Genomic DNA, 27,000 nt, shown 5'->3' with positions numbered 1-27,000 from the left:
CATGACCTTGTTCAAGCGGAGATCATCATGCGGATATTGAGCCGTCGCACCCGACCAATACGAGCGCTATCGCAACGACCTGAGACAGATGCACCGTCTTCGCGCGACGGTATCCGGCGGACGTCTCGCCCGGGACGTTTCGATTACGGGGAGAGAAGAGCGCGACCAGTACTACGATTGCGAGCCGACTTATCTTCTGGCAATTGCCGACGATGGACTGGTTGCAGGTTGCGTTCATCTTCTTCCAGCTTCTGGCCCGACGATGCTGGAGCAAACCTTCCCCCAGCCTCTCGATACGGGCTCGCTTCACCTCATTCGGGCATGGTCGAGAGTTCGCGCTTCTGCATCGATACGTCCTTGGCTGCGGCAAGGGGAGGGGGCAAGCTCATCTTGCGACGCTCACTTTGTTCGCCGGGCTCATCGAATGGTCGATGGCGAGCGGCTTCGTCACGGCCACCGATCTCCGTTTCGAGCGCATCCTGAAGCGAGCGGGATGGCCGATGCAGCGTCTCGGTGAACCGGCTCCGATCGGCAACACCATCGCTGTCGCCGGAAGCCTGCCGGCCGACCGTGGCAGCTTCGAGCAGGTATGCCCTCCTGGCTATCAGTCGTTTCCCCGGACCGACGGAGCATTGCTCAGGAGCGCTGCGTGACCCAGCTCCGCTCTCATCCTCGCCTGGTCCGCAAACTACAGGACGCGCTTGGCGACCAACTCTGCATCGCCCTCGATGACGCCACCGTGGTCGAGATCATGCTCAATCCGGACGGCAGGCTGTTCATCGAGCGGCTGGGGCACGGCGTTGCACTGGCCGGCGCGATGAGCACCGCCGCAGCCGAAGTCGTCATCGGTAGTGTTGCGCATGCCCTGCAGTCGGAGGCTGACGACGAGCGGCCGATCATCTCCGGCGGACTGCCGATTGGCGGACACCTCTTCGAAGGGTTATTGCCACCGGTGGTCTCCGGACTGGCATTCACCATCCGCCGTCGTGCTTCACGCCTCATTCCACTGACAGAGTATGTGAAGTCGAAGGTGATGACCTAAGCACAGGCTTCGGCAATTCGATGCGCGATCGATGCGCGGATGAACATCGTCATCTCGGGTGGCACGGGATCGGGCAAGACCACACTCGCCAACCCCATCATCGCCGAGATCGTCACCGCGGCCCCGGACGATAGGATGGTCATTCTCGAAGACACCGCCGAAATCCAGTGCGCGGCCGAGAATGCCATGTCGCTGCACACGAGCGATACCATCGACATGGCCCGCCTGCTGAAGAGCACAATGCGCCTGCGTCCGGATCGCATCATCGTTGGCGAGGTCCGCGACGGCGCGGCACTGACGCTGCTCAAGGCCTGGAACACCGGCCACCCGGGCGGCGTCACCACGATCCATTCCAACACGGCGATGTCAGCCTTGCGCCGGCTGGAGCAGCTGACGGCGGAGGCCAGCCAGCAGCCAATGCAGGAGGTGATCGGCGAGGCAGTCGATCTCATCGTCTCTATTGAGCGAACGGGGAAGGGGAGGCGGGTCCGCGAGGTTATCTACATCGAAGGATACCGCAATGGCCGCTACCAGACCGAACACTATGCCCACATCGATGAGGACAGCCATGTCGCGTAGAACCAATATTTTACTCACCTGCGCGGCGCTGGTCGCAGTCTCAGTCGGTCTCGCAGAACCAGCGCTGGCCTCATCGGGAGGCGGCGGTCTTCCTTGGGAATCGCCACTGCAACAGATCCAGCAATCGATCACGGGGCCAGTCGCCGGGTTCATCGCGCTGGCCGCGGTCGCCATTGCCGGCGCCATGCTGATCTTCGGAGGCGAACTGAATGATTTCGCGAGACGGCTTTGCTACGTCGCCATCGTTGGGGGCGTACTGCTTGGAGCCCCCAGATCATTGCCCTTTCAGCGCGACCGGCGCGTCGATCGGAGAGGTTCACGCAAAGCCGAGCAAGGAACTCCCGAACCGAAGGCGACGCCGGCCACAGCGGGGAGGGGGTCATGGCGTCGTTCTGACGTAGGCAGCACGGTCGGCATCGCTTTCCGGCTGGTCGCGGTCCGGGCGCACCGCCCGCTGCCAAATACGATCCGCTATGCGCCGGATCTACTCCGCCAGATCTTCTACAGGACGTGTTATCGCGCGACGTCATCATTGCGGCACAAGTCTAAGAGACGATGGCCGTTTAAATCATTCGGGCGATCTTATCCCCGCTACGAATGTCGTTCATTCGATCTCCGCCGCCTTTTGTGCGATTATCTCGGCAAGCGACTGACCGGCACGCCGGCTATTGGCACCATAAATGTAATGTTTTTCAGTCACTGCGAAGCTGTGATGCTGAAGAAGGTCCTTTGCCGCACGAACGCTCTTCGGATCCGCCGCCGCCAGGAATGATGCAGCGCCGCGCCGGAAACCGTGTGGAGAGATTGCGGTCCCAAGACGGTCCTTCGTGTGTTTGCACAAATAACGACGCACCATTTTGTCGGTCATGGGCCGATCGCCATATGGCCACATGCCAGCATGGGCATCAGAATTCGGAAAGGCCGGCCGATAGGTTTGAACGTATTCGTCGACAAAGCGCCCAAGATCCGTTGGTATTTCAAAATCCTCCGGCAACCCGGTTTTGACCATATCCGCGGAGAGAAAGACCCGCCACATCCCACCGATCTTGATGACGTGCTCTTCGAGGCAGAGTTTCGTGAATCCAGCTCGCCGCATCGGCGCAATGGCCAAGAAAGCGATCATGAGACCGTCCCGAAACTGTTCAGCCTGGGATCGAATAATGCGGGTGAAGAGCGCCGATTTGTTGCGAGCATCCTCCATAAGTTCAAGCCCAAGACGATACAGGTCGACACTGGGTACATATGGCTTGGAAAGCGGCACTGCGCGCTTGCGGACACGACGGGTCAAGCGGAAGAGCCAGCCCCAATCGTTTTGCGGCACCGCAGCAGAAATAGTAAAATAGAGGCGCTGCAGCTGAATCGAAATTGCCGTCTCAGTATTGTTTTGCCGCAAGGCAAGGACATAGTCTTTGACCGCTTCCGCAGTGACCCGTGCTCCTGGAGGCTCTTTCAGGAGCCTAGCGTGGGCCTTGCGCAAGAAGCCAAGCCAGTGGCCGTAGGAATAGCGGCGATTGCGAATGGTAGTCGCTGACAACTGCAGCCAGGGGCCGTCATCGACGGCTCCTTCGACGGTCAGGTTTTCAAACATCGCGCGGTCGTCTGCCGGCCAGCTATCGAATGCCAGCCCCTTGTTGACGTGCTTGGCCATTATTTAGCTCCTGACTTGCGGCGGCGACCTGGCGCCGCATCCTCGCGCTCCATCGTCTGCTGGATGAGCGCGTTGTGGTGCCGCCCGGCACGCCGCGAGCTCAGTCCCGCATAGAAGGCAGTCGACGTCTCCACGCTCTTGTGGCCCAGCAACTCCTGCACCAGCGTATGAGCACCGGGATCGTTGTCCAAAATCAGCTTGGCACACAGATGCCGAAAGGCATGGGGGTTCATGTGAAACCCGACATACTCTTTGAAATAACTCTGGATCAGATAGCGAACCTGCGCAAAACCCTTTCCAACGCCGTCTGTACGGCAAAACAGCTGTTTCGGATAGCAGCCCAGCATGGCCGGAGCGATGTCCGTGAAATACTCTCCGAGCATCACTGCGAGATAATCGGGAATATCGAATTCGATAGCACGGCGGGCCTTCGTAGCCTCCATTGGAATGATAATGCTGGACGTGCCACCTGGCCGCAGAATGATCGTCTTGCCGAAGGTAAGATCGGTAAGGTTTCCAAGGCGGAGCGGCATCGTCGTCAAAATCCCAATTCCGAGAGCGGCCTGAGCCTTCGCCAGGCGTGTCCGGTCGGACAGCTTCGAATCCTTCTTCACACGCTTCCAGATTTCTGCTGGCGCCTTGAACAGGCGCTTTGTGGTTTCCGGGTCATCGAACTGTGCCACGAGCTTCTTGTTTTTATCTGTCATGACCATGACCGGCTTCTTGATCTTCTTTCTCTCCTTCACCAGCCTTTGCACATGTTCTCCGTCGCAACGAAGCCAATCCTTGGCAATCTGGGTTAACTGGATGAGCGTCTGGAACGTCTCTGTGAGCTGTGCAGACTTATCGGCGGCCTGCAGCGCGGTGCGAATGCGCTTGAACATGTCAGGTTCAACAAGGACATGAAGTCCAGTCAGCTTCTGAATCGGCAATCCGCCAGCGACGAGAATGGACACCACCCGGTGAATGCGGCGCACGTACATGTCAGCGGTACGTTCAGAGACGGAGCGATCGCGGGCATTGTCATCAAAGATGTCATCTCCTACGAGCCATGCACGATAAATCTTGAGGTCGTTCTGAAACGGATGGGGGAAATCTGAAATTGCATTGGAGTGCCGACGCAAGCGAGAGGCTGGAATGGTGAGTTCCTGAAGCTTAAGGTCCGGGTAGCGAACTCGCAGCTCATTCCAGTAGCGGCCGGTGGCGCGCGTCAGCGTATGCTGATTGGCGCGAGCCGACGTCGCCTCCAAATGCTTTACGAAGGCGTCGAACTGAGCGTCAGAGACTGTCGATGGCGCAAGGTCATCATCGTTGAGATAGTGGACGAAAGACCACAGCGTCGTTTTCTCGTGGAGGGTGGCAACCCGCGACATCACGACCGACCAGGACGGCGACAGCGGCTTGCGGTGCTCCCCATAATGAGCGAGTTCAGGCACGAGCCCGCTGTGCTTCATTCCGTGCATCACCAGGTTGCGCATATTGGTGACGGTCGCCCGCTTGATACCGTGCGCGGCCGGCTCGATGGTCTGCATGATCTTGACCAGACCGGGCATGGTGGCAGGAATGTCCCGAAGTGCCACCCCCGTGTAGCGCCAAACGCTGGTAAACGCGTTTTCGATACGGCGGCGCTTTGCAGGCTTGATATCTGTTGCGCCGCGGAGGGTGGCTTGGACGTCAGCCAGCGTCGGCTGACTCTGATGATGAGTTGTCATGTTTTTCTCGTTTTCTGGCACAGTGGCTCGTTCATCGACGCAGCTGCCGATGTTAAAAGCCGTTGTTTGTGATGGGTGGTTTTAAGCGGGGTGTTTCAGGGCGGAGTGGCGGCCGGAATTCGTAGTTGCGTGATTCCTTGCCAGACGGTGTGCCGCCATCGCCCTTCTACGGTCAGTGGCAATACCCGGCAGATGGTTTGATGCTGTTTCGAGCTGTGCAAGGTGGTCGAGATCAACGTTCAACCATTCCCGTGCGGTCGTGAGGAGGACGAGCGCCATGCACTGGGCAGCGGCGGGCGATTGTGACAGAGCAGGATCGATGATCTTCTTGAACGCCTCGGGTTCGACCAGGTCTGCAAGGCCCCAGATGCTACGAAGTGCAACGCCTTCCTGGACGAGGTAGCCGATTGCCCGGTCGAGATACTGCCTTACCGTCATCCGGTCGATCCGGATCAAGGGATGGGTTGCGGAAAGCTTGGTAATCAGCCCGGAAGTGTAAGCCCACTCGACGCACAGGTAACGTTCCGAGATGAGGTTGGACGAAAAATTGGTCGGATCGGCAGGCGTCATGAGATACTCCTTACTGTGACGTCAAAATTCCGGATTTCTCGAATTTCGGAAAAGGCCATTTGTGCGGAAACGGTCTTTTACTAATCATGATTAGATGTAGAAAAAGCACGGGCGTTGCATATCCTTACAGGATAAATCAAATTACACTGAGTAACGTTACTCGACATATTTTGCTTGCCTCACTGTATTTTCCTCTGAATCTTTTGGATTTTTTCCTAGCCAGCAGCGCGCGACCTTTCAAGCGCAGCCGATACATGCCGATGCAGCACCGCGAGTTTGTCTGCCGGGTGATCGGCTTGAAACCGGGCAATAAACAGTAGGGTTCGGAGCACCTCCGGTCGCAAGCTGTCGGAACAGTTGGCATTGCCGGCGCAGACAGGACCCCAAACAGCTTCTGATGCGAAATCTGAGACGCGCTGAAGGTCTTCTACACGGGTACCAGTTCGAAAAGCTGCGTTAGTCAAAATCGAGACTGAGGCGCAGAGGTCAGCCGCCTTGATGCCGAAGCGGCTCAAGTCAGTAGCGAATTCTGGATCAGTGTCTGCCCGGTTTCGAAACCCTTCATAGTCGTTCAGAAAGCAGGGTAGGGGCCGCGGGTTGATGCGCAACAGCGCAGGACGTTTGAAGCAACGGGCCGCAAGGCGCTTAGGAGCGCCAAAATTTACGTAGATAATTTTGTCGCCCGAATTGTTGTGCGGTGTCTTAAAAGGTTGTCTTTGCTTCGTATGATAAATGTCCATGGCCGTCTCCTTGAGTTTTGGTCCGGCACTTCTTTCGCCGGCGATGAGTAAAAGCATGGCACGAAACTTTTCAACGTCAACGAAATCCAATAATATCCAGTACTTAACCATAGATATTAAGGTTTACATTTACGTTTACCATAGTAAGAAGGCTTAAGATCAACCACGCGGCTTCGATAACCTGAGCGTTCGGTCGTGCGTAGACCGGACTACCCAGAGTGGCGACCAGAAATCATCTACAATATCTCAATGGTCGACTTCGACGGCGCGTAAGGGGTGGCCGTCCGACAGTAGCATTCTGGACTAAATCTGTCTGGTTCTGGCTTCGTACATGCAGATACTGCACATCGACCGCGGGCAAGATCCAACATCTGTGACCAACTCAAGTGGCAGGGCGGTTGCAGCCATAGCCATGACAGCTAGAAGTTTGGCCGGTTTTCGAATTTGCTTCAAAATTCTCAGAGCCTCTGGCGCTCCGTTCCTTCCAAGTATGCAGTTTCCGTTGCAACTTGAGTGAACGTTCGGCGTCTGGCGAAGATCAAACCTACTGCTTGAACTATGACCAACGCATGAGACACGGCCATTGGCTTCTAAGAAAGGCCGGGACCTCTTCAAGCGAATCCGTATTCAGAGCGGTGAGGCGTGGTGAAAAGACCGGCTCAGGATCGCGCTAACCGACCACAGCCAAACGGCGTTGCAACTTCTCCAGTTCCTGGATCACGGTCCGCTCAGCGCCGTTCGTTCTCATCGAAGCGAGCATAGGCAATGAACAAACGAAATGTCATCTACACTACGATTGTCGTCGCGTGCGCTGCAGCTCTGGTGGGCTGCCAGTCTGGGTCGTATTCTCGAATTGGACCGGCCTGAACTGGAATACGCGTCGGCGCAGTGCGAGATCAACGCGATGTCAACGGAGCAGGGGATGTTCGCCATGGGGACACCGGGCTACGTCTTTGGTGCTAAAAAACGCGATCACCAATGAAGTGAGCCGGCAGGAATACCTCAAACGCTGCATGCTACTGAATGGCTGGAGGCAAGGACCAAGTTCATCTGCGAGGGCAGGGTTCCAACAGTTTCGAAGACCGACGACGGTGCAGCCGAGTACGCCACAGCAGCGTCGTCCGCCAAACCGCCTTATTGCGGGGCAGTAAGGCTCTTCCCGGAATAGGGTTCGATGATGTTTGATCCTAGAGTTCGTAGGAAGAAACAAGGGTCTGAAATTTCGGCCAGGAATTTCGAAATTCCTGGGAAATTTGCAGGGTCCCCGGGCCTCCCATTTCCGCCAGTTTCGATTCCGACACCAGCGCCGGAGGCTTCGGCGCTTTCGGGTTCTGATCCTGGCATTTACGCTGTGAATCGATCTCGTCGTACCGATTTAAAACTGTCGTTGGACCTGGATTGCGTTATCTCTCAGTCTGACTGCTATGAGCACTCAACAGTTTCAGGTTCACCTCGTCCGTGTCGATCGTAGTCGTAACATGTGCCGGTTCTACAGAGTGTCAATTGAACCGACACTGTTCGGAGACTACGCGGTAGGTCGTGGCTGGGGGAGGGTAGGATCCCGCGGTCGCCTGAGGATCGACCTGTTCGCTGAACAATCTCAAGCGCTACAGCACTTCCTGGACATGGTGAGACAAAAGCGCGGCCGAGGATATAAGCCGCGGCCTCTGCAGGATGGGTCGATCCACTGATGCTCATTGGTCCAAAGCCGCCAAACCGAGATTGTCGCGAACCGATGAAAGTTCACGTTGCCACAAGCTGCAGTTCGTCTGGTTGAGTACATTCTCCCAATCGGATATCCACCGGTCGGTGAGGCGGGAAAGACGGCGAGAGCAGTGACTCGGTAGTCACGTGAACCGTCTAGCCGCCCAGGAGACCGTGATCACGACTTGATGAAAGCTTTTGTCCCATAGCTGTGAGACCAGCCGCACGGAACTTACCGAATCCCTGTCGCGTTCTCCTGAGCCAATCAATCAGGAGGATATACAATGGCGACCACATCCCGAGGACGTGCTCAGGACCGCGAAAGTGTTGCGGGCGGACAGGAACATGAAGTCAAATACGAAGCCGCCAAAGAAAACGTATCCAAAGATGAGGTAAGATCTGCAGTCAGGAACGCTGGCAACAGCCGTGACAAGGTCGAGGCCGAACTGGAGAAGAAGAGTTGAGCGTGCGCAGGCTTCCTGCGGTCTCCGACCAGGTCGCCCCTGAGCCATTCCAGACGCGAGACGCGTCCAGAAACGTGTCTCACAATGGTGGCACGCTCAACGAGTTCTTAGCCGATAGACAGACGGCAGACGCATCTCTCATGTTCACGAGAGACGTGGGCTTGAAAGCCAAGGTTGACATCTCGAACGGCGGGTTGCTTTCGGTGGCAGCGCTTGTCTCTGGCATTCTGCTTGCGACTTCAGTGCTCGTACACGTCGCCGTCCGAGACGGGAAACGGCCTTGGTGGCGAACCTGACTGCATAGTCGGCCAGATCTCGACAAATACCGTAAGGTCGTCCACACGGATCATGGTGGCGCTTCGGCAGAAGTCGACCTGATGTGCGCTTCATTCCGAAGACGGAGCGAAGTCGCTGACGTCATGTACGAGGCCTGACGTGGTCGTGGTATGGAAAGCGATGGACCTGACTCGACAACTGCCGCTCCCGCTTCGGCTTGCCGGACTCTTCCGAAGCAACATCATGGCGGGCTTCGAGTGCGGCCTCGTCCATCGCGGTCGTCATGATCTCCTGATTACGACCGGGCACACGGCGGATGACCGGTTGGCCGACCATTTCCGTATCGTTCGCGAGTACGGACTTCTCACGATCCGCGACGGCCTGGTTCCTGGACACCACGCGCTCGCTCGCCTTGCAGCAGCACGAGACGCGGACGTTCAAGCGATCTGGGATCTTTCCCACTACCATCGCAATCAGGATCCAGTGCGCTGTGCTCGTATCGCGTCCGAGGCGGCACTTGCGGTGAATGGAAATGAAAAGCTGTGGCTCTGTCCTGTCAACGAGCCGTCGCTCTATCCAATGATCGCCGGGATGCCGCGTCACGAAGCTGTCGAGATCGCAGTGCTGATGGCAAAGGTCGCTCGGGATCATCATCCCGATGTCGGAATTCTAACGAACGACCCCATCACCGGAGTGGGCGAGCGCCAGTTCGAGGCGACAGACGCGATCGTTTCCGCGGTCGATGTGGACGTCGTCGGGGTGAACTATTACCCGCATACAGCCCGAACATCGCTCGTGAAGGTCTTGCTCGCGACATGGAGACGTTACCGCAAGCCGATTATGGTATCGGAGACAAGCTGGCACGACGGACATCCCGTCCACCACCGCCGGTATCCCGGCCTCAACAAGGGTGGTTGGCTACGGCACGTGCTGGAGCAGGTCGATATCGCGGTGTTCCATGGTGCTGTCATAGCTGGGGTGTGCTGGTATCCAATCGTGGACTGCCCTCCTTGGCATCGACCATTCTCCGGTGACCGCTGGAGCCACGGCCTCATACGGTCTGACCTGTCTGTCGACCCAAACCTCTCGGCTGAGCTGACCGCCCTACGCTTCCGGGCGGCGGCATAGTCCTGACTGAAACCTGACCAGGCCGATGGGCGTTGACATGGCTATGAGCGCTAAAGCTACACCAGACGACGTCGAACCGACGAATAAAGCCGACACCAGGCTCGGTGCTGATGTCAGCTTTCCGTTCGACAGAATGACCGTGGAGCAGTTCCGGAAACGCTTCCCCCGTGCACGGTGGAGTGACGCCCGCCAAGCATGGTTCGTCCCAGGTCCCACTGCCTCTCGTCGTTTCACGCGGTGGCTCGCGGAGCTGGAGGCGGAAGCCGATGCATTCGCCGATGCGAAAGGCAGGGACGCATTTGAGTTCGATCCGATCGCGAGCGTCTATCTTGAGCTTGGAAGAGCGGGATTGCGGATCAACACTCCCTATTCGAGGACAGTCGTCGAGAGGCTTCGCGAGATTCCCTACTCGCGGTGGGATAGCGACCTCAAGCTATGGCACGTTCCCTTTCGGTCGTACCGAGAGCTCAAGAAGCGATGGCCAGAAATCGAGGAAGCAGCGCGCCGGAACGAACCAGAAGAAAGGCGACGCCGCGCCGAAGAGAGGAAGGGTACCGAACAGGAAGCGAAGTCGAAGGCGCGGACCGCAGAGCGGAAGCGGCGACGCTATCCGTTAGACATCGACAAGCTACCGCCACTCGGCCGTGTCGTCGCAATCCAGTATGGACTGGTTGTCTTCGAAGAGTTCACCGGGGAACTCGTCGAACCGGAAGTCGTCGGCGAATTCTACCCTGGCGCCACCGATGGCCACGTCTGGGGAATTTGGCGGAAACCTACGTTTGAAGAGCTTGTGCAAGCGTCGCCCTCGAAGACGCCCGTGGCCGATGGAGCGGAATGGTGGCAACCGACTATTGAGGAACTGCGGCCCGCTCGACGAGCGGCGAGCCGGAAGCGGGCGAAACAGTTATCGCACTGAGCGGTCTTGTTGCCTGTGTCATGAGTTGTGTCCATGGCGCTCAGGCTACGGGAACACGCACTGGAGGCATATCGGTAGAATTAGTAGCCCCGCATTTCTGAAAACTGCATGTATTTCGCAGGTAGGTCTTCTAGTTCCGCTCATAGGATACGCGGCACGCTCCGCAGTCGCTATCCGGTCTTGCGCCGGGGAAGTCCATGCATTGCCGTGCCGCGCTGAACCTGTCTGTCCACTTAATAGATCGTAGACTGGGTTGTTCCACTTGTTGTCGTTCTGCACACATGCGAAGTCGCGCAATTCCCATGATCTGAATGGCTCAGTTGGCCTCAAGGGTTGTGAATTTCACAAGGTGAGGTTCAAGCATCCCAGGCGTGATATCCACGCCAAGGCCAGGTTCATCCGGGACTTCCAAAGTGCTTCCAGCCGTGACTTTCGGTCGCCCCGCCAGATCGAGTAGCGGGTTCGGACCCACATCGAATTCCATGTAAGGGAAAGGGGTCGTTCCACCCGCCCGGTGAGAGGTGAGCGTTGCCGTGAGATGCAGTGCCGCCTGGAAGTTCACGATGCTTCCCCATACGTGCGGAATAAGCGGCCTGTTGAAGAGATCGGCAAGCACCGCGACCTGGGACACGCCAGTCAGTCCTGCGCATATGGCGATATCTGGTTGAAGCACATCCATTACCCCAGCGTTGAGAAACGGCATGAAGTCAGCCGGCCCACTGAACGTCTCTCCTCCTGCTATGGCGGTGGAGATGTGTGCCGATGCCTGGCGGTAGCCGTCGAGGTCTATGGGTATCGTCGGTTCCTCGATCCACAAGGGATCAGCCTCCTTCAGGAGATCATAGGTCTTGATCGCATTCCTGGGTGTCGTGGACTGATTGAAATCGATCATCAGATCCGCTTCGTGGCCGATCATGCCTCTGACCATTAACGCAGCCTTGGCGTCATCTTCGGGACGAAAGCCACTGCGAAGCTTGATCGATCTGAAGCCCTCTTGAAGGTATCCTTCGACTTCTCGCTCGAAGTCACGATAGGGGTGGCCGTTCGGTTTGAAAAACGGGCCGCTTGCATAGGTCGGCACACTGGTGCGGCGAGCACCGCCCAACAATGCATGAAGTGGAATCTCACGCTCTCGCGCGGCGAGATCATGGAGTGCCATGTCGACTGCGGCTACGGCCATCATCGCGACGCCGCTTCTGGACTCGAACGCGCGCGTCATGTCCTCCCATATTCGACGGTAGTGCTGGGGATCCTGGCCGAGCACCAGCGGCGCGAGATGGGACTCGATTAGACTGTAGGCAGCGGCAGGGAGAGCCCAGGTCTCACCCCATCCGGACAGCCCGCCGCCTACTATCTCGACAAGCAGGGTATCCCGGCGATCGAAAAACACTTTCGCATTTCCGATCGTCTCCGGCAGCTTCGCACTCAGATGGTACAGGTTAATCTGTTTGATCTTCAACAACGTTCTCCCTTACGCCTTGCGAGCGTCAGCGGCCTGCATCATCTCGCGCATCGAGCGGCCGAGTATCAGGATGGCGATCGCTGTCAGGAGCATGGCGAAAGCCAAAAACAGCAGCGAGCCTTGAAAGCCGCCAGTGGCATCGCGAACCCAGCCGATGATCGACGGGCCGAAGAACCCCCCGGTGCTTCCGACCGAGTTGATCAGGGCGATGCCTGCTGCCGCGGCACTACCCGTCAGCAGTGTCGACGGGAAAATCCAGATGTTCGGAGATGCTCCGCCGATCCCCGCAGCCCCGATTGTGAGGCCAAGCAGGCTGATCAGTGGAGACGGTGCGAAAGCGGCCAAGATGAATCCCAAGGCGCTGACGATGAAAGGACCGGCAGCATGCCAGACGCGTTCACCGGTGCGGTCAGCACTGCGTGCGACAAGGATCATCGAGAGCGCCATGAAAATGGCGGGGATGGCCGTGACGAATCCCGTCTGCATGTTGGTAAGGCCGAATTCCTTTACGAACTGAGGCATCCAGATGGCGATCCCTGTCGTTCCCATGACGAGACCGACTGCGATAAAGCACATCAGGAGCACGCGTGGATCGCGCAAGGCCGAGCCGATCGTAAACTTCTCCTTTGCCTCACGTGCGTTCTTCTCGGTCTCAAGCCGTTTCATCAGAACCGTTTTCTCATCTGATGTGAGGAACGCCGCTTTTTCCGGGGTTTCTGGAAGATAGAAGAAGACCACGAATCCCATGATTAGGGCTGGGAGGGCTTCTAACATGAACATCCACTGCCATCCGCTGAAACCGCCGATCCCGTTCATGGCTTCGATGATGTAGCCAGACAGAGGTGCTCCGATGATCGTCGAGAAGGGCACCGCGATGTTGAAAGTTGCAAACATTCGGCCGCGGTACTGCGCCGGGAACCACAGCGTCATGAAGAAGATGATGCCGGGGAAGAAGCCTGCCTCGGCGGCGCCCAGTAGAATCCTGACGACGTAGAAGCTCGCAGGGTTCCAGACGAAAGCAGTTGCTGCAGACAGGATCGCCCAGGTGATCAGGATACGGGCAATCCAGCGCCTTGCGCCAACTTTGGAGAGGACGATGTTGCTGGGTAGTTCGAACAGGACATATCCAAGAAAGAAAATCCCAGCTCCAAACCCGAACTGGGAAGCAGTGAATCCCAGATCCTTGTTCATCGTCAGTGCGGCGAACCCGATATTCACGCGGTCGAGGAACGCGGCGAAATAGCAGATCATGATGATAGGCAGAATGCGCCACGCGGCTTTGCGGACGATCGCGCTCTCGAAATCCATATTTGTCCTCCTCCAAGGGCTTATTCGAAATTCACCTAGTCATAATTGTAATTCACGATCAAATCTGATTTTCTGACGTTGCAACATTTGGAAAAATAATAATGCGCTTGACGGTCGCTCAACTCGAGACATTCTACTGGACCGTGCAGCTGGGTTCGGCACAGCGCGCGGCCGATCACCTCAAGCTCGCCCAGCCGACGGTGTCGCTTCGACTGAAGGAACTACGAGATGTGTTGGGAGAAGACCTGTTCGAGCGGACTAACCGCGGCCTGTCAGTGACAGAGAGCGGTAAGGCTTTGCTCCCGCACATCACCAACATTCTCGGCGAACTCGAAGAGATCAGGCAGAAGCACTCGACACAGTCGCTTGTAGGGCAAATCAGGGTAGGTCTAGCCGAGGGTTTCGCTGTCAACTGCCTGCCTCCATTGCTTGAAGCGATGCGTATCGAGCACCCGCATCTGAAGCCTGAATGGAACGTGTCGACGAGCACCACCCTTGAAGCTGCGATTCTCGAGGATAGTCTAGATATGGCAGTAATTCTAAATCCGATCGGTCATGAAAAGATGTCGCTGGTACCTCTTGGTACACAGCCGACGACATGGGTGGTGCCGAAGGCCTGGGAGATTGCCGAGCCGATTACGCCGAGGGACATGTGGCTGCTTCCGGTCGTCACCAATCCGGCCCCTTCCGCGATGTACCGTCAGGTCACTGGCTGGTTTGCCGCAGATGGGCTGATGCCCACGCAGATGAGCGTATGCACCAGTGTCTCCGTCATTGCTGAACTGGTCGCCGGCGGTCTGGGCGCCGCGCTTCTCCCCGTGCGGATGGCCGAGCGCTACGTCCGCGATGGCGGCGTTCGTATTGTCGAGTCGTCACCTCCCGCAGACAACGGGAGACTCTATGTTGCTTCCCGCGCGGTGGTTGACGATGTCAAAGTCGGTGCGATGAGCAAACTGATCAGACGTGTCGTCGGGGAGATGGAGTATTTGGGGTAAAACCCATGCTCCAGATGTTCGACACGAGGCTCGTGGAACCGTAGTCGGCGACTTAATCGCGTCGAACATGCGGGTCACATCAGTCGAGTTGCTAACATCCGCCTCCGGCCGACTACCAAGCCCGATGCTTCGTTGGATCCGGTCCGACAGGCGGAGCTATGAACATTGCCGTGCACAAGGAGAGGCTACCCCTCAGACGGGATGACCTCTTGACCAGATGTTACATGAACAATGCGCGATTAATGCGGACAAGTTCGTCCGTTACGGGATTCTTTCCGCCGCCGCCGATGCGCTCCATGATGGCAGCTACCGCTAGGTCGCGACGCTTTGGCAGACGTTCCTTCTCGGCCGACTCCAAGGCATGAGGCATCTCAGCTTTCGTCAGGTCGGTACAATATGCAGGCGCGCCAGGTTGCTGCCGCCACGACTGCGCCAGCGTCCCAGCATCCACAGCGTCGAAGCCTGTGTCTTCGACCAACGCCATTGCGATCGAGCGATCACGATCATTGTCGGCCGCTACGGGGATGGCGATCCGATCTGCGTTTCCCGATGGGGTGTTCAAACGGGCAAAACTATCCGAGCCAATCGCATTCCATGCCTTTGCGATCGGGCGGCCGAGTTGCTCCACGACCCACTGGCTTTCGACCTGCCCATCCTCAATGGCTACGATCTTCTCGTCCCGCATAGGATAGTAGTTCGAAGTATCGATAACCACTGTGTCCTCAGCAATCCTGGCCAAACTGGCCGCAGTCTCGGGGATGCGGTTCAACGGGATCGAGAGGATAAGTACGTCGACATCGATACCAGCCTCCGCGGCGGTAACCGCACGACTGCCAGACGAGAGCACGTCGTGCCCGATCGTCTCCGGCCCACGGGAGTTTGCTACCTTTACATCATGTCCTGCGGCGGCCAGCCTTTGGACAAGAGTTTTTTGCAATGTGGCCAGTGCCTAGAATACCTATCTTCATAATCGATCTCCTTACGCTGTGACTGCACGATTGAGAGCAATGGCCTCGTCGTGGCTTGGCATCTTGCCCGTCTCGGAAAACTGCTTGATCAGCTTGTCGCGGTTCTCGGGAGCACGGGACTGGTCCGCCGCTTGTAGGGCGACTGACAACTCCGCACGGGTGAGGTCGGTGCAGTATGCAGGCGTGCCCGGCTGCTGCCGCCAAGATGAGGCAAGTCCGCCTGCATCAAACGCGTCGAACCCCGTCTCCTCGACCAAGGTCATCGCGACGGCCTTCCCGCTCGCCTCATCACCTGCAACGGGAAGTGCGATGCGACCAGGCTCGCCTGCTGGCCGTCCCTTGTCTGCAAGCGTTGCGGCGAGGCCAGCGTTCCATGCCTTTGTAACCGGACGCCCGATCTGCTCGGTGACCCATACGCTCTCCGGTTTTCCAGCATCCACTTCTGGTATCGCGCCGTCTCGGAAGGGGTAATAGTTCGAGGTGTCGATCACCGAAACGTCCTGCGGAACGCTGGTCACCAGATCGCTCAATTTGGGATAGGTTGCGAACGGGACCGAAAGGATCAGAACCTCCACATCCTTTACAACGTCGTCTGTAACGACCGCGGTCGCACCGATGTCACGTGCTAGTTCAGCGATCGTCTCCGGACCCTTCGAATTTGCAATCTTGACGGAATGTCCGCTGGCGACCAGCTTTCGGGCGAGGGTGCCGCCAATGTTGCCTGCGCCGATGATTCCGATCTTCATATCTTGGCTTCCTATTTCTACTTCACCAATTAGAGTAGGTGTAGCTAGATAAAGCGGCAAGAACCTACCAAAAGGTGGGTTACCTACATGGAGGTAAGTATGGCGATCGAAAGAGACTGGCGTTGTCATGACCCGAAGCAGCAACTTGTGTGGGCAGCGGCGACAAGAGATGCACTTCAGGTGCTGGAAGGGAAATGGAAGATCGTCATCATCTGCCAGCTCTTCGGTGCGAAAGGGCCTTTGAGATTTTCGGAGCTGGAGAAGCGGGTCGAGGGTGTTAATCAGAAGATGTTGATCCAACAGCTAAAGGAGTTGGAGAAGGATGGGATCATCACCCGAACCGTTTTTCCGCAGGTGCCACCGCGAGTGGAGTACGAGCTGAGCGAGATGGGCATCTCGCTTGGCCCCGCGATGGCGGAGTTGATAGACTGGGCGTTCATGCGACGGGAGACGTTGGGCGAGCCGACAATAACGTCCGAGAAGATCAGTGCGCCGCAACTATGAAGGCATCGTAGTCCACCTGACCTAAGCACCTTGCGTCAGCCTCAATCCCCTTACCCAAAAGTAGCACTTCCTCTTGAGCGGCGATCAGCGCTCGACCTCGATCAGCTTCAGATCACTGGACGCTTTGGATCCAGGACCGACCGTTAGGAAGGAGTAGACTAGGTGATAACCCGAGGCGAGGTCTTCGTTGATCGTGGTGAGCCATTTCATATCGGATAAGACCGTAAGCGTGAACGGGAGGGGGATCGCGAACGCATCGGTTTTCTTGTTTGCCTACACGGCAACCGGGGGAGAAGCGAGCGCCTAAGCTGTCCGCCCCGAACCTGTAAGAACGACGGTTGAGATGTGCTTAGATTTCGTTTCTATGGCTGCGTTGATCTGCTAGGCTTCCATTCTGGGGATGTTTCCATGCAGAATGCATACGTAGTTTCCGTGGTCGACGATGGGCTGGAGCGCAATTTTATCTGTAGTTTTGCCATGCTTTCTTCGGATGGCCTGTTCATGGTCTGCGAAGGAATCGAACGCCGATACAGCACGTCGGATTAGATAAGCATCGAGTCGGTGAAACACGTTATCGACGACGACATTTTAGCGTGAACGAGGGCAGGGACACCATGACGGAAAACCATTCGAAATCCAGGCAGCAGGCGGAGATCGCGTTCGACGAAACGCAGACACAATTCTTCGCGCGCAACCATGCCGTCGAGGAACTGGATGCAGTCGTACAGGCGCGCGAGGCGAAAACGCAGCGGCTGCGTGAGGCACGCCTCGCCAAGGAAGCCGATGATATCGCGATTGCATCCGCGGGGTTGATCGCCAAGCGCGCCCGAAAAGACGATCTTTGAGGGTATCCGCTTGACCGATCAGAACGCCGAATGGAGCTCCAGCCAGCTACGACGCGCCATCAAGGCTGCGGGCGTGGCCCTATGGACGTGGAATGTCGACACCGACGCGTTCCTGATGGATCGACGGGGATACGAGCTTTGGGGCGTGGAGGCAGATGGGGTCCTGTCATTCGAACATCTATCCGCAATGATACATCCGGCCGACCGTGATCGTGTGAGGGCTGCGTTCTCTGCCACCCGTGCTGTCATCGGTTCCTACGAAATCGACTTCCGAATATTGAGCGGTCTCGACGTCAGGTGGATATCGGCACGCGGCCAGGGAAGCGACGAGGACATCGTCGCCCGCCAGATGACGGGTATCTTCCTCGACGTCACTAGCCGCAAGCAGGCCGAAGAGGGGCACGAGCTTCTCGCGGGCGAGATGAGCCATCGCGTCAAGAACCTGCTGGCCATCGCGTCGGGGCTGACCCAGATGACGTCGCGGTCTTCGAGTTCGATCGCCGACATGACTTCACAGCTCACAGAGCGGCTCACAGCTCTTGGCCGTGCCCACGACCTGGTAAGACCACTGCCGGGCGGGCAGGGGACAGCCGCGTTGCTCGGCGACCTCATCACCATCCTTCTCGCTCCCTACGACGAGACGGCGGCGTTCTCCGGCCGCATCCGCGTGGCGGTCCCACGGATGGGCGTGGGCGAGGCGGCGGCGACGGGTCTTGCGCTGGTGATCCACGAACTTGCCACCAACTCGCTCAAGTACGGGTCTCTTTCGGCTGCGACGGGGACGCTTGACGTCTCCGGCTCGATCGAAGGAGACGACGTGGTTCTTGCCTGGACCGAGCAGGGCGGTCCGGAAGTCGTGACACCGCAGGGCGCGGGGGGCTACGGCAGCAAATTGCTGGAACGGACCGTGGCCGGCCACCTCGGGGGAACGCTCTCCTATAACTGGACCCCTGGCGGGGCCTTGGTCACGCTTAAGCTCGACGCGAACCGACTGGCTTCCTGATCGTTTCGTCCAGCCTTAGCTTTGCTCCCCGAGACCTTCGCTGGCGCACGCCGCGATAATATGCGGACGCGACAGTTCCGGGTCGACGCCGTTCAGGAGGGCTGCTGGCAGAGATCGACTGCACGGATGTAAACCCTGTCCGACCTGACCGCGCACGTCCTCAGATACCGCAACGCGTCGGCCGGACCAAGGATGGTGATGGTCGATGACGGCTCGTCTCCGATGATGACGACGGGCGCCCGCCAGCGCGCGTGGAAGTCGACTACGATGATATTCATGCCGACATCTCCTGCTGTCGCGCTTACTGCCTGAGCAGTTCCACGACCATGGGTTCGTCGACACCTTCGACGTCTCGGGAACCGGGAACCTCAATGTCGAAAATCTCGTAGAGGACCGCCAGTATCGAAGCGACCGATGCAGACTCGCTTCTGTAATAGATCGTCTGGGCGTCGCGTCGCGTCTGTACCAGGTGGGCGTTCTTCAGGATGGTCAGATGCTGTGACAAGGCAGATTGTCCCATGCCCACCATGACGGCCAGCTTACCCACCGAGGTTTCGTTTCGGCTGACGATATCGAGGATGAGCATACGCTTCCCGTTCCCGATCAAAGTCAGGAAGCTGGAGGCCTGGGCAATTTCCGTCGCCGAGGGCATGGTCATACGCATCGTGGTATCTCCGGGCGCACAACGTCCTTCCCCGGTATGGGGAAGGTAGGTCTGCGCATGATGGGCCAGGAAGGTCTGGTACGGGACCATTCGAACTCGATGATCACAGACCGGAACGGCAGATTGTCTTTTCCGACCTGAAGCGGTCAGCTATCGTTGATCTGCGCGCGGGACATAGCCTCGAACCTCGCGACAATCAGGTCGAGGTCGTATGGCTTCGAGTAGAAATGAGCCGACGGGGGCAAGTCGACGTCGCATGGCTTGATACGGCCCGATGCGACTACTATCCCAGCACCTGGGAACCGCGCCGCCACTTCGTTGGCGAGGTCAACACCTGTAAGACGACCGGGCATCTGGATGTCGGTAAACAGGAAGTGGATTGCCCCATCGTCCATCTTGTCCATGGCCTCGTCTGCCGTACTCGCTTCAATGACCTCAAAGCCCGCATCCTCAAGAGCGTCCATCACGGTCAGACGGATCAGAACTTCATCGTCGACTACCAGTACTTTACGCATCACCCACCCCTTGCATGTGGCGGGACAACAGAACCGTGCGGATATCGTTCCTAAATGAGAGTTGTTTTACGGATTAACTTCAACTTTGCATTGAGGGAAACTCGATCCGAGTTTGTAGGGACGACGACCTTCAGTCGTCGGAACATTTGTGGTCAGCGCGGCAACCCCACGTCAGCCTGGGAGGAGAAAGCCAGAAAAGATGTCGATCGTGCTTGTCGAACCCGGCTTGAGGGGAGGCCGTGTCTCCATCAGCATGATCTGCCCTTAAAAATCGTTCGCGATTCGTCCGAATGTGACAGCATTACACGTATAGCAGAGAGTTTCGGCGCTACCGTGCGGGCCGCGCACAACACATGTTCGATGGATGAACTTTGCTGCCTAACTGAGACCATTATCACTATTGCTCGCTATATCCTTGTTTGCATTTATAGTAGTATCTTCTAATATTGACGCGTTGCCAGCAGGACACCCCCTCGTGCCTGGTGACATGCCTCTGGGATGCCGTTCCAGATGGTGGAGCGGGCGTGTTGGAGTTGGTGGTTACCTTCTACCGACACGCCCGCTAAAACGACGGTTGGTTACTGAAGACCGGTGATGAGCCCGCAATAACTCCTTAAACAAAAGCCTGATAACCAGTCAGCGTCTTGGCAACGCCTTGCCGAGATGCGTGACGACCGGGACGGGCTTTTCAAGCATGAACGTCTCGGTCGTTGTCGGCTTCCAAGAAGGCAAAGGTATCAGATCACAGCCTTTGCCTTCTTGGTTCGGTCAGTGGTCACCAGCATCACGTTGGAGACGGCGGCTACGATGGTTCAACCTGGCGATTGTCTGTCTCTTGCTCGGGTTAATTGTCATTAATGTGATGTGAGCCGTTGCTATAGCTATCGTGACCGCATGATGCTTCGTTCCCTAAAAGTTGCGATCTTCCCAATCGGCAGAAGGGCAGGTCAAGGCCATCCTGACTTGCCATTCGCCTATTTTCGCGAGATGAGGTGCTCCCCATCCACAATGCTTCCTTAATCAGAATCGCTCATATCTGTGCTGCGTCTGGTGCCGCAATACCAGTAGCTCAGCGAGCATGTCGGCAGTAATTGGTACCTGCTCCCGACATGCTCCGCTACAATCCTCACTTTAACCCCTCTGTTGCCGCCAAGCGCATCTGACCATTGTTCCTTAAACGGATCATTGTTACGCTGGGGTTGTTGCCGAGAGTTGATTCCTCCGGCTATGGCGACAAGTGACGATGGTTCAGCGGTAGGACGTCAGAACCATTGTCTCGACTTGGAACGGTTGCCCTCAACATGCTCCCCGCATGAAGCGTCGTTTCAACGGGAAGGCTGATGGAAGTTGGCCTTCCCAAGTCCCCAGTCGTTGAAAACAGCCTGTTGGTGAGCTTGCCTCACAAGGGTGGCGTTGATAGTCCTTCGGCTGGTCCGAAGCCAAACCCGGACCTCTGACTTGGAAGGTTCTGTCTTCGCGACAGCCTTCCCTTTTTTTGTGGTGGGACGTGCGATTGCGGCAACTCGCGAAAAAAGCGGAAATATAGCCTCCCAGACCCCTTGTGAATCAAGGCTATTTCACACTTCAGATTTACGAAACTGGACCTACTCGCGTTATGCCGGTCACCACTTCAAACCCTGGAATTACGGTTCGATACGATAAGGCTCTGTCGGATGTGGTTTTGTCCCGTAGCGCCATCCAGATCAATTCAGCGTAATGCAGAGATCGGCAGTCGTATCCATTGGTGTCGATAGGATCTGGCAAGGTCCAGCAGTTACCTTCAAAATAGCCATTGGTTGAGGTGGCAAATCTAACCTTTACCCATTTCATTACCATTAGGCTTAGGGGGCCGCAAAGCTGAACCTTTCTCGCGTTGCGAGGTGCACGAGTAGCCCGGAAAGAGGGCGGGGTTCTTGGTTATTCTACCGATGTTCGTGAGGGTTCCGAAGGTATGACGTCTCCTCAACAACATATTTTTTATGTCGTGTTAAAGCGCTGGCCCTTCTAAGCGTGATAGTCGCTGGAACGGCACGACATTATGACCAGAAACGTCTGTCGGAACGTCCTGCTGCCGATCTGGTCGCTCGAAAATCGTACCTGTGTAGAATGAAGGCAAGCCCGTAGTATCGTGTAGGCATCTGCCAATCGACATGACCTTTTTCAAACAAAAGCCGTCAAATACGGTGTAGCAGGTGGAGCCAGCCTCACCACTGAGTATGCCGGTGTGGACTTCAAAAGCCACCCTCTCACGATCGCCGGGGATGATGCGTGCCATGACGTCTTCGATGGTCACACCTCTAACCACCTCATCCAAAGTGAACCCGTAGAGACTGGCGAATATCGCATCGCCGGTAAGGCAATTATCCACCACGTTCCAGTTGTAGAACCCTAAGTTAGGAACGTCGTTTTCACTGAAGGCCATCTCAAACCCCTGATCGAATCATACCAATTCTGCCATTAATGCGAGTATTCGTAATTGCTAATTTTAGTCAGTGAGTTGTAGTAGTGAGGGGGGGGTGATCGCTCTGTCGCTTACGCCAAGAACGCGGAAGTCAAGCAGACTGCTGCAATCATCACGCCCATTAAAACAACCGTCATCAGATGGTTTTGGTGAGGTTTGATCGAGGAGGGTGGGGCGGGTGTGCGTCTTTTGGAACTGGCCAGATAAGGCATGAAGTCTTTCCTATGGTTGTAGAGGAAATGACAAACCGTCAGTTTAGTTCCGATTGTTAATTGTGCGGAAGAAGCCGTTGACTCATGTGATTAATGAGAACACAACAAGAACGTTACCCTTCCAGATCAGGTGCGAGATGTCAGCAATTATCCAAGCCGTAACAACGAATGACGTTGAGATCGATCATGCGGAAGCCTTATTGGCCGCGCACGAAGGCGATGCTGTTGCCGCGCTTAGGCACGTCATTGCCGACGCGTCCTTCCTACATGGACAGCTACTGATAGCATCGACGTTCGTTTCTTACGGAGCGGCGAGGGGATGGCGGCCACGGTTCGTTCGGGAGTAGCGCTTCATGGACGCGGTGGAAGATGTCATTAAGTGCTTGCGGAAGCTTGATTTGAAGCCGGGCGATAGCGTCAACATCTATGCCATCGGGGCACCGCTCATTGACATGGGGTTCGACCCGGAAGCAATCATAGATGCTGTCTGTCTACTGGAGGCTCAGAAGGTTATCCAACTTATCCCCGGCAATCAGATCTCGATCTTAAAGCCGTTGCAACAAGAATATTCGATTTAGCTAACTAACAACGTTGTTTGCTGGCGAGACTCGATTTGTTCCAGTCTTTCGACTACGTGTGATGATCGTATGGGGACCGGGGCATATACATGGACAGCATATACATCGTTACGGTCTTTCAAGACGATGTCGAGCGTGTGTTCTTGTGCTCGATGGTGATGCTGTCACCGGACGGCCTTTACTTAGTAAGCCAAGACGGTGGCGAGTATCGTTTCCCATCATCCGATCTAATCGGGATTGAGTCTGTCAGATCAGCAACGGACGTCGCAGAGCGATGGGATCGGCGGTAGCCGTTAGTGCGTCTGCGAACTGAGATAAGTAGCCAGAAACAAAAAAGCCTATCCGGAAGGAGCCACCGCCGGACAGGCTTTCGATCTTCAGCAGACACGTAGCATGACCGGGGGAGGTAAACATGTGTCTGCTGTTGTCAGAATGCAAACCGAGCCGATTGGTTCCAAGCGCCTAATCGTCGCCATTTGAGTAAAGAAGCCTCATCCCATATCCTTTTCGGTCCTTCATATGGGTGAGGGCGGCTTTCGTGAAACCGTAACGTTCACAGTCCGCCTCAGAGACGGGTGAGACCGGCAAAGCAAACGACCCGGTAGACAACGTGATCGTCAATCCGCGGTAGACGGTACCCGTGACGTCGAAGAACCTGCCAACGACTAGCCCTCCAACGACCGACCTTTATAACAGGCCGCGTCCGAGCGTTTCGGCATCATCCCTTAACAACGTGCCAACTCGACTGCTGTTCTGTGTCGCTCAGGACTTGCGTAGCAGCCATAGCGCCTCTTACTGGACGCTATGGCTTTGCAAGTCTAATCAGTGGGTACAGACATGGACGAAGAGAAAAAGCTAGCGGAGTTGATCCACCGTATTCGGACAGCTTCGATCCGTCCCATAGATGACCAGGATGCCCACATCGGGAAGAGGGAGATGGTTCAACGAGTGCTCAGGCAGTTGAGTAAGTTCTACGATCCTTTGGAAGAAAGAGACCGCAATGCCGACGACAAGTAGCGTTCGGTCAGTTCAAGCCCTTCTTTCTTTGCCAGATCGATTGCAGTTTCTATCTGCATCTTCAGCCCGGCAGCCTTGACGGTCACCTCAACCTCCTTTGCTATAAGCACGATCCCAGAATAGGTGGAGGGCACGCCATCCTGATCGTTCGCACAAGATCCCATGCTCAGTAGAGATCTTATACGTCCGTCACGCGTCATGATGCGATACGGCGAAACGAAGGGCTTGCCCCCAAGAATGACATCGTGGATGCGCTCGGCGAGGCGAGGTCGATCTTCTGCTACGATACGCTCAAGGATGGATTCGACTGGAATCCCTCTCGCCAGATCGGCTTCGCTGATCTCGTAGATCGCCGCAAACGCCGCATCCGCGGTAAGCCTGTTCGTCGTCAACGACCAGGAGTAAAAGCCACCACCGCTGAGTACGCCTTCGACGAGACCACTGTGCGATTTCCCCATGTCGGACCTCTTCTCTACGCCGACACTACAACCCAAATTAGTGTCTTCGACAATGGTCAATCGTCGTTCAACGTGCACGCCACAGGCTTGGAGTAAGCCATATCGATTGTGAACATCGCAAAGACGGGAAAGCTTCAGATGTTCAGCCAGTCCGCACCGGAAACTGGAAAGGTTTGCAACGTTCTACGGCTAAGCCATTGTTTAAAGGCGTCCCCGCATCAGGCTTGTCGTGATCGACGTTTGTTGTAGATTACGGACCTTCGGAAGAAAGGACGAGGTCGGGAGGACCTCTGACTGGGAGGGTTCAATGAACAGGTCCGTGCGTAGTCTTTCGGACAACGACAAGCTCGTGCTTCAATCCCTGCTTGGACGATACGCTTTAAGATACCACCTGGCGGGACCAGAAAAGGATGATCTCATCGAAGAGACATTTTTAGCCCTGGCAACCCGACCGGAAGTGGTTTTCGAGATGTCGGTAGAGCAGGCGGTCGTGGAAGCGATGGAGGCAGTGTTCGCGTCGAGACGTCTGACGGCGGAATAAGAGCGGTTCCTCCATGGCAGCTTCTTCGAGCGGTATGCCATGGGAGACAGCCGAGCTTAACGAGCAGCTTGGTGAGTGAGGGCCTACTTACCTCGGGCGGGCTTCGACTTCGCAGGGACTATGCCGAGCTCCCGGTTCAGCTTTTTCTGGGCAAGCTTTCTCGCACGGCGAATACCTTCGGCCTTCTCGCGCGCACGTTTTTCGGATGGCTTCTCGTAGTGCTCGCGACGTCGCATTTCCCGCAGGACGCCTTCCTGCTGCAGCTTCTTCTTCAGAACGCGCAGTGCCTGATCCACGTTGTTATCTCTGACCTGTATCTGCATTGTTGCTCCTCAAGCTTCACTGTTTCCACCTTCTCTATAGCCACAAGCCTGAACGGGATTCAATCCTTGAGTACGGTGACGGGCATCGTCGAGCCGTCCGCCCTGTCCATCGACGGGTCAGTGGACGGTCCGTCCAACTCGGATGGTATCGGATCGAGAAATTGGTTTTGAATTCTTATGCACGGGCATCAAACGCAATCACCTTTGTCCAGGCATCCATTCTGTAGTTAGTTCCATAACGTGCATTACGCGATTTCATTAGCCGACTAACAGACAAGTCCTATATTTGTTTGGTTTCACGGCCGCCCTTCCGCCGGGTCGCAAAGCTGATGGGAGCGCCTGCACTAAACGCATTTCCACAGCAACAAACGCCTCTTCCAAGCCAATCAGCGGGCATCCCCCACCAGCAACCTTTGGATCGTTCGTGCCAGCGAGCCAAGAGTTCAAGGCTATTACGCGACGGCATGCAGAGATGCAAAACATGAGCGCTCGAGTCTTGTTTTCGGGCTCAAAAATAGTTAGACGACCGCAACGGATACCGGCCTAGATCAGGCCTCGACATGAAGGTGTGGCAGACAATGAGAACAATACTGGCAATCGCAGGTTTATGCACTCTGCTCGGCGTCACTACACACTCGGTGGCGGCGGCTTCCACGGCCTATCCTCTGACTGTTGAAAACTGCGGCGTGAAGGTGACATTCACCAAGGCCCCGCAGCGCGCCGTTGGTCTTGGCCAGGGCAGCGCTGAGATCATGATGATGCTCGGCCTAGACGACAAGATGGTGGGGACCGCCTTCTGGCCGAACAAGCCTATGCCACAACTCGCGGACGCGTATGCCAAGGTAAACCTTCTCTCCATCGAGTTTCCGACGTTCGAATCCGTCCTTGCCCAGCAGCCCGATTTTGTCGCAGCGGCACTACCAAGCCTGATGGGCCCGTCGAGCAAGGTCTCAAAACGGGAAGATTTCGACAAGCTTGGGATCCCCGCTTACCTGTCGCCGAGCGCATGCGTTGGCGAAGGTGTTGCGAAGGACAAGTTCGGCTATGGCAACCGCGACCAGCTGTGGAACATGACGGCGCTCTACCATGAGATCAAAGAACTCTCGCAAATCTTCGACGTGAGCGACCGCGGTGAAGCGCTCATCGAAAATCTCAAGAAGCGCGAGGCAGCCCTTCGCGGACACATGCCCAAGGATGGCAAAAAGCTATCCTATTTGTTTTGGTTCTCTAGCCCATCGCCTGCCGCGGACGCTTATCTTGCTGGGAAAAATACCCCGTCTGGCTTCATCGCCGAGGTTCTGGGGGGAACAAATGCAATTACATCTGAGGCAGATTCGCCGGCCCTTGGCTGGGAGAGCATTATTGCTGCCAACCCTGACGTCATCGTGGTAGCTCAGGTCGACCGCAATCGTTGGGAACTCGATAAGGCAGAAGCGAAGGTCAAGTTTTTGAAGACAGATTCTGGCACTAGTCAGATGCCGGCCGTCAAGAACAATGCCATCGTGATCATGGAGGGTCAGGCCATGAACCCGACAATCCAGACCATATTTGGCGCAGAAAAGATCGCCGAGCAGCTCAAGGTGCTTGGCCTGCGTTAGTGAGCGCGTCCAGTATCAGGGGC

General features: G+C 56.5%; 25 protein-coding genes and 3 pseudogenes. 14 read left to right on the top strand and 14 right to left on the bottom strand.

Annotated features, from left to right (window positions below; translation table 11 throughout):
- The first annotated feature begins 27 nt into the window (after positions 1–27).
- The 3 pseudogenes from traI to G6K99_RS23055 all read left to right on the top strand — a co-directional run bounded on the left by traI (position 28) and on the right by G6K99_RS23055 (position 2,022).
- Positions 28–653: pseudogene (traI, locus tag G6K99_RS23065) on the top strand (acyl-homoserine-lactone synthase TraI).
- Positions 650–1,621 (top strand): annotated as a pseudogene (trbB, locus tag G6K99_RS23060) (P-type conjugative transfer ATPase TrbB). Before traI ends, trbB begins: the two co-directional pseudogenes overlap by 4 nt.
- Positions 1,611–2,022: pseudogene (locus tag G6K99_RS23055) on the top strand (TrbC/VirB2 family protein). The pseudogenes trbB and G6K99_RS23055 overlap by 11 nt, the downstream one beginning before the upstream one ends.
- 203 nt (positions 2,023–2,225) lie before the next feature.
- On the opposite strand, the gene G6K99_RS23050 reads toward G6K99_RS23055, so the two are convergent.
- The 4 genes from G6K99_RS23050 to G6K99_RS23035 all read right to left on the bottom strand — a co-directional run bounded on the left by G6K99_RS23050 (position 2,226) and on the right by G6K99_RS23035 (position 6,381).
- Positions 2,226–3,269 carry a site-specific integrase gene (locus tag G6K99_RS23050; protein ID WP_174198094.1) on the bottom strand — a complete coding sequence of 348 codons (1,044 nt, stop codon included), beginning with the start codon at positions 3,267–3,269 and terminating at the stop codon, positions 2,226–2,228.
- Positions 3,269–4,981: a hypothetical protein gene (locus G6K99_RS23045; protein WP_174198093.1), complete on the bottom strand. Its 1,713-nt coding sequence runs from the start codon at positions 4,979–4,981 to the stop codon at positions 3,269–3,271. The genes G6K99_RS23050 and G6K99_RS23045 overlap by 1 nt, the downstream gene beginning before the upstream one ends.
- Positions 4,982–5,062: 81 nt before the next feature.
- Positions 5,063–5,551, bottom strand: coding sequence for a hypothetical protein (locus G6K99_RS23040; protein ID WP_174198092.1), 489 nt, complete (start codon positions 5,549–5,551; stop codon positions 5,063–5,065).
- Positions 5,552–5,766: 215 nt separating this feature from the next.
- On the bottom strand, positions 5,767–6,381 hold the full coding sequence (locus tag G6K99_RS23035) for a hypothetical protein (RefSeq protein ID WP_174198091.1): 615 nt from the start codon (positions 6,379–6,381) through the stop codon (positions 5,767–5,769).
- A gap of 1,334 nt (positions 6,382–7,715) precedes the next feature.
- Between G6K99_RS23035 and G6K99_RS23030 the strand changes: the two genes are divergently transcribed.
- The 4 genes from G6K99_RS23030 (at position 7,716) to G6K99_RS23015 (ending at position 10,779) form a co-directional block, all read left to right on the top strand.
- Complete coding sequence (locus tag G6K99_RS23030) at positions 7,716–7,982, top strand: WGR domain-containing protein (protein ID WP_174198090.1); 267 nt, start codon at positions 7,716–7,718, stop codon at positions 7,980–7,982.
- Between the two features lie 297 nt (positions 7,983–8,279).
- Positions 8,280–8,459 (top strand): DUF3606 domain-containing protein, encoded by a 180-nt coding sequence (locus tag G6K99_RS23025; RefSeq protein ID WP_174198089.1) that lies wholly within the window; start codon positions 8,280–8,282, stop codon positions 8,457–8,459.
- 519 nt (positions 8,460–8,978) lie between these two features.
- The gene (locus tag G6K99_RS23020) at positions 8,979–9,863 is read left to right on the top strand and encodes a glycosyl hydrolase 53 family protein (protein WP_174198088.1); all 885 of its coding nucleotides are present in this window, start codon (positions 8,979–8,981) and stop codon (positions 9,861–9,863) included.
- A 43-nt stretch (positions 9,864–9,906) separates the two neighbouring features.
- Positions 9,907–10,779 carry a hypothetical protein gene (locus G6K99_RS23015; RefSeq protein WP_174198115.1) on the top strand — a complete coding sequence of 291 codons (873 nt, stop codon included), beginning with the start codon at positions 9,907–9,909 and terminating at the stop codon, positions 10,777–10,779.
- Between the two features lie 316 nt (positions 10,780–11,095).
- Here G6K99_RS23015 and G6K99_RS23010 read toward each other — a convergent pair whose 3' ends face one another.
- Complete coding sequence (locus G6K99_RS23010; RefSeq protein ID WP_174198087.1) at positions 11,096–12,238, bottom strand: mandelate racemase/muconate lactonizing enzyme family protein; 1,143 nt, start codon at positions 12,236–12,238, stop codon at positions 11,096–11,098.
- A gap of 12 nt (positions 12,239–12,250) precedes the next feature.
- Positions 12,251–13,549, bottom strand: a complete 1,299-nt coding sequence (locus G6K99_RS23005) for an MFS transporter (RefSeq protein WP_174198086.1) — start codon at positions 13,547–13,549, stop codon at positions 12,251–12,253.
- 101 nt (positions 13,550–13,650) lie between these two features.
- On the opposite strand from G6K99_RS23005, the gene G6K99_RS23000 reads away from it, so the two are divergent.
- Complete coding sequence (locus tag G6K99_RS23000; RefSeq protein WP_174198085.1) at positions 13,651–14,544, top strand: LysR family transcriptional regulator; 894 nt, start codon at positions 13,651–13,653, stop codon at positions 14,542–14,544.
- A 220-nt stretch (positions 14,545–14,764) separates the two neighbouring features.
- Here G6K99_RS23000 and G6K99_RS22995 read toward each other — a convergent pair whose 3' ends face one another.
- On the bottom strand, positions 14,765–15,481 hold the full coding sequence (locus G6K99_RS22995) for an NADPH-dependent F420 reductase (protein ID WP_371816282.1): 717 nt from the start codon (positions 15,479–15,481) through the stop codon (positions 14,765–14,767).
- Between the two features lie 42 nt (positions 15,482–15,523).
- Positions 15,524–16,387 carry an NADPH-dependent F420 reductase gene (locus tag G6K99_RS22990; protein ID WP_371816281.1) on the bottom strand — a complete coding sequence of 288 codons (864 nt, stop codon included), beginning with the start codon at positions 16,385–16,387 and terminating at the stop codon, positions 15,524–15,526.
- Here G6K99_RS22990 and G6K99_RS22985 point away from each other — a divergent pair.
- From G6K99_RS22985 to G6K99_RS22975, 3 genes are all read left to right on the top strand, one after another.
- Positions 16,358–16,762 (top strand): helix-turn-helix domain-containing protein, encoded by a 405-nt coding sequence (locus G6K99_RS22985; protein WP_174198083.1) that lies wholly within the window; start codon positions 16,358–16,360, stop codon positions 16,760–16,762. The genes G6K99_RS22990 and G6K99_RS22985 overlap by 30 nt on opposite strands.
- Positions 16,763–17,376: 614 nt before the next feature.
- A complete protein-coding gene (locus G6K99_RS22980; RefSeq protein WP_174198082.1) occupies positions 17,377–17,607 on the top strand; it encodes a hypothetical protein in 231 nt (76 codons plus the stop codon).
- 4 nt (positions 17,608–17,611) lie between these two features.
- Positions 17,612–18,610 (top strand): sensor histidine kinase, encoded by a 999-nt coding sequence (locus tag G6K99_RS22975; RefSeq protein WP_371816287.1) that lies wholly within the window; start codon positions 17,612–17,614, stop codon positions 18,608–18,610.
- A 92-nt stretch (positions 18,611–18,702) separates the two neighbouring features.
- Here the strand turns inward: G6K99_RS22975 and G6K99_RS22970 are convergent, their stop codons facing one another.
- From G6K99_RS22970 to G6K99_RS22955, 4 genes are all read right to left on the bottom strand, one after another.
- Complete coding sequence (locus G6K99_RS22970) at positions 18,703–18,888, bottom strand: hypothetical protein (protein ID WP_174198081.1); 186 nt, start codon at positions 18,886–18,888, stop codon at positions 18,703–18,705.
- Between the two features lie 23 nt (positions 18,889–18,911).
- Positions 18,912–19,274, bottom strand: a complete 363-nt coding sequence (locus tag G6K99_RS22965; RefSeq protein WP_371816280.1) for an ArsR/SmtB family transcription factor — start codon at positions 19,272–19,274, stop codon at positions 18,912–18,914.
- 146 nt (positions 19,275–19,420) lie between these two features.
- Entirely contained in the window at positions 19,421–19,789 is a 369-nt protein-coding gene (locus G6K99_RS22960; protein ID WP_174198080.1) for a response regulator, read from the bottom strand.
- A 1,987-nt stretch (positions 19,790–21,776) separates the two neighbouring features.
- Complete coding sequence (locus G6K99_RS22955) at positions 21,777–22,211, bottom strand: hypothetical protein (protein WP_174198079.1); 435 nt, start codon at positions 22,209–22,211, stop codon at positions 21,777–21,779.
- 604 nt (positions 22,212–22,815) lie between these two features.
- Here G6K99_RS22955 and G6K99_RS22950 point away from each other — a divergent pair.
- A complete protein-coding gene (locus G6K99_RS22950) occupies positions 22,816–23,040 on the top strand; it encodes a hypothetical protein (RefSeq protein WP_174198078.1) in 225 nt (74 codons plus the stop codon).
- A gap of 971 nt (positions 23,041–24,011) precedes the next feature.
- Here G6K99_RS22950 and G6K99_RS22945 read toward each other — a convergent pair.
- A complete protein-coding gene (locus G6K99_RS22945) occupies positions 24,012–24,515 on the bottom strand; it encodes a PAS domain-containing protein (RefSeq protein ID WP_174198077.1) in 504 nt (167 codons plus the stop codon).
- 307 nt (positions 24,516–24,822) lie between these two features.
- On the opposite strand from G6K99_RS22945, the gene G6K99_RS22940 reads away from it, so the two are divergent.
- Positions 24,823–25,056 (top strand): hypothetical protein, encoded by a 234-nt coding sequence (locus G6K99_RS22940; protein WP_174198076.1) that lies wholly within the window; start codon positions 24,823–24,825, stop codon positions 25,054–25,056.
- Between the two features lie 83 nt (positions 25,057–25,139).
- Here G6K99_RS22940 and rpsU read toward each other — a convergent pair whose 3' ends face one another.
- Positions 25,140–25,379: a 30S ribosomal protein S21 gene (rpsU, locus tag G6K99_RS22935; RefSeq protein ID WP_174198075.1), complete on the bottom strand. Its 240-nt coding sequence runs from the start codon at positions 25,377–25,379 to the stop codon at positions 25,140–25,142.
- Between the two features lie 578 nt (positions 25,380–25,957).
- Here rpsU and G6K99_RS22930 point away from each other — a divergent pair.
- Entirely contained in the window at positions 25,958–26,977 is a 1,020-nt protein-coding gene (locus tag G6K99_RS22930; protein ID WP_174198074.1) for an ABC transporter substrate-binding protein, read from the top strand.
- The last annotated feature ends 23 nt before the right edge of the window (positions 26,978–27,000 follow it).

The organism is Neorhizobium sp. AL 9.2.2, assembly GCF_013317225.1.
GTDB classification, from domain to species: Bacteria; Pseudomonadota; Alphaproteobacteria; order Rhizobiales; family Rhizobiaceae; genus Neorhizobium; species Neorhizobium soli.
This window is presented reverse-complemented; position numbering and strand designations above follow the sequence as displayed.

Excerpts from the sequence above, each read along its gene's own strand:
- G6K99_RS22960 (WP_174198080.1), bottom strand. The coding sequence starts at position 19,789 with ATGCGTAAAGTACTGGTAGTCGACGATGAAGTTCTGATCCGTCTGACC.
- G6K99_RS23020 (WP_174198088.1), top strand. The coding sequence starts at position 8,979 with ATGGCGGGCTTCGAGTGCGGCCTCGTCCATCGCGGTCGTCATGATCTC.
- rpsU (WP_174198075.1), bottom strand. The coding sequence starts at position 25,379 with ATGCAGATACAGGTCAGAGATAACAACGTGGATCAGGCACTGCGCGTT.
- G6K99_RS23030 (WP_174198090.1), top strand. The coding sequence starts at position 7,716 with ATGAGCACTCAACAGTTTCAGGTTCACCTCGTCCGTGTCGATCGTAGT.
- G6K99_RS22980 (WP_174198082.1), top strand. The coding sequence starts at position 17,377 with ATGACGGAAAACCATTCGAAATCCAGGCAGCAGGCGGAGATCGCGTTC.
- G6K99_RS23005 (WP_174198086.1), bottom strand. The coding sequence starts at position 13,549 with ATGGATTTCGAGAGCGCGATCGTCCGCAAAGCCGCGTGGCGCATTCTG.
- G6K99_RS23040 (WP_174198092.1), bottom strand. The coding sequence starts at position 5,551 with ATGACGCCTGCCGATCCGACCAATTTTTCGTCCAACCTCATCTCGGAA.
- G6K99_RS23015 (WP_174198115.1), top strand. The coding sequence starts at position 9,907 with ATGAGCGCTAAAGCTACACCAGACGACGTCGAACCGACGAATAAAGCC.
- G6K99_RS22965 (WP_371816280.1), bottom strand. The coding sequence starts at position 19,274 with ATGCGTATGACCATGCCCTCGGCGACGGAAATTGCCCAGGCCTCCAGC.
- G6K99_RS22970 (WP_174198081.1), bottom strand. The coding sequence starts at position 18,888 with ATGAATATCATCGTAGTCGACTTCCACGCGCGCTGGCGGGCGCCCGTC.
- G6K99_RS22940 (WP_174198076.1), top strand. The coding sequence starts at position 24,823 with ATGAACAGGTCCGTGCGTAGTCTTTCGGACAACGACAAGCTCGTGCTT.
- G6K99_RS22955 (WP_174198079.1), bottom strand. The coding sequence starts at position 22,211 with ATGGCCTTCAGTGAAAACGACGTTCCTAACTTAGGGTTCTACAACTGG.
- G6K99_RS23045 (WP_174198093.1), bottom strand. The coding sequence starts at position 4,981 with ATGACAACTCATCATCAGAGTCAGCCGACGCTGGCTGACGTCCAAGCC.
- G6K99_RS22950 (WP_174198078.1), top strand. The coding sequence starts at position 22,816 with ATGGACGCGGTGGAAGATGTCATTAAGTGCTTGCGGAAGCTTGATTTG.
- G6K99_RS23025 (WP_174198089.1), top strand. The coding sequence starts at position 8,280 with ATGGCGACCACATCCCGAGGACGTGCTCAGGACCGCGAAAGTGTTGCG.
- G6K99_RS23050 (WP_174198094.1), bottom strand. The coding sequence starts at position 3,269 with ATGGCCAAGCACGTCAACAAGGGGCTGGCATTCGATAGCTGGCCGGCA.
- G6K99_RS22985 (WP_174198083.1), top strand. The coding sequence starts at position 16,358 with ATGGCGATCGAAAGAGACTGGCGTTGTCATGACCCGAAGCAGCAACTT.
- G6K99_RS22930 (WP_174198074.1), top strand. The coding sequence starts at position 25,958 with ATGAGAACAATACTGGCAATCGCAGGTTTATGCACTCTGCTCGGCGTC.
- G6K99_RS22990 (WP_371816281.1), bottom strand. The coding sequence starts at position 16,387 with ATGACAACGCCAGTCTCTTTCGATCGCCATACTTACCTCCATGTAGGT.
- G6K99_RS22945 (WP_174198077.1), bottom strand. The coding sequence starts at position 24,515 with ATGGGGAAATCGCACAGTGGTCTCGTCGAAGGCGTACTCAGCGGTGGT.
- G6K99_RS23000 (WP_174198085.1), top strand. The coding sequence starts at position 13,651 with ATGCGCTTGACGGTCGCTCAACTCGAGACATTCTACTGGACCGTGCAG.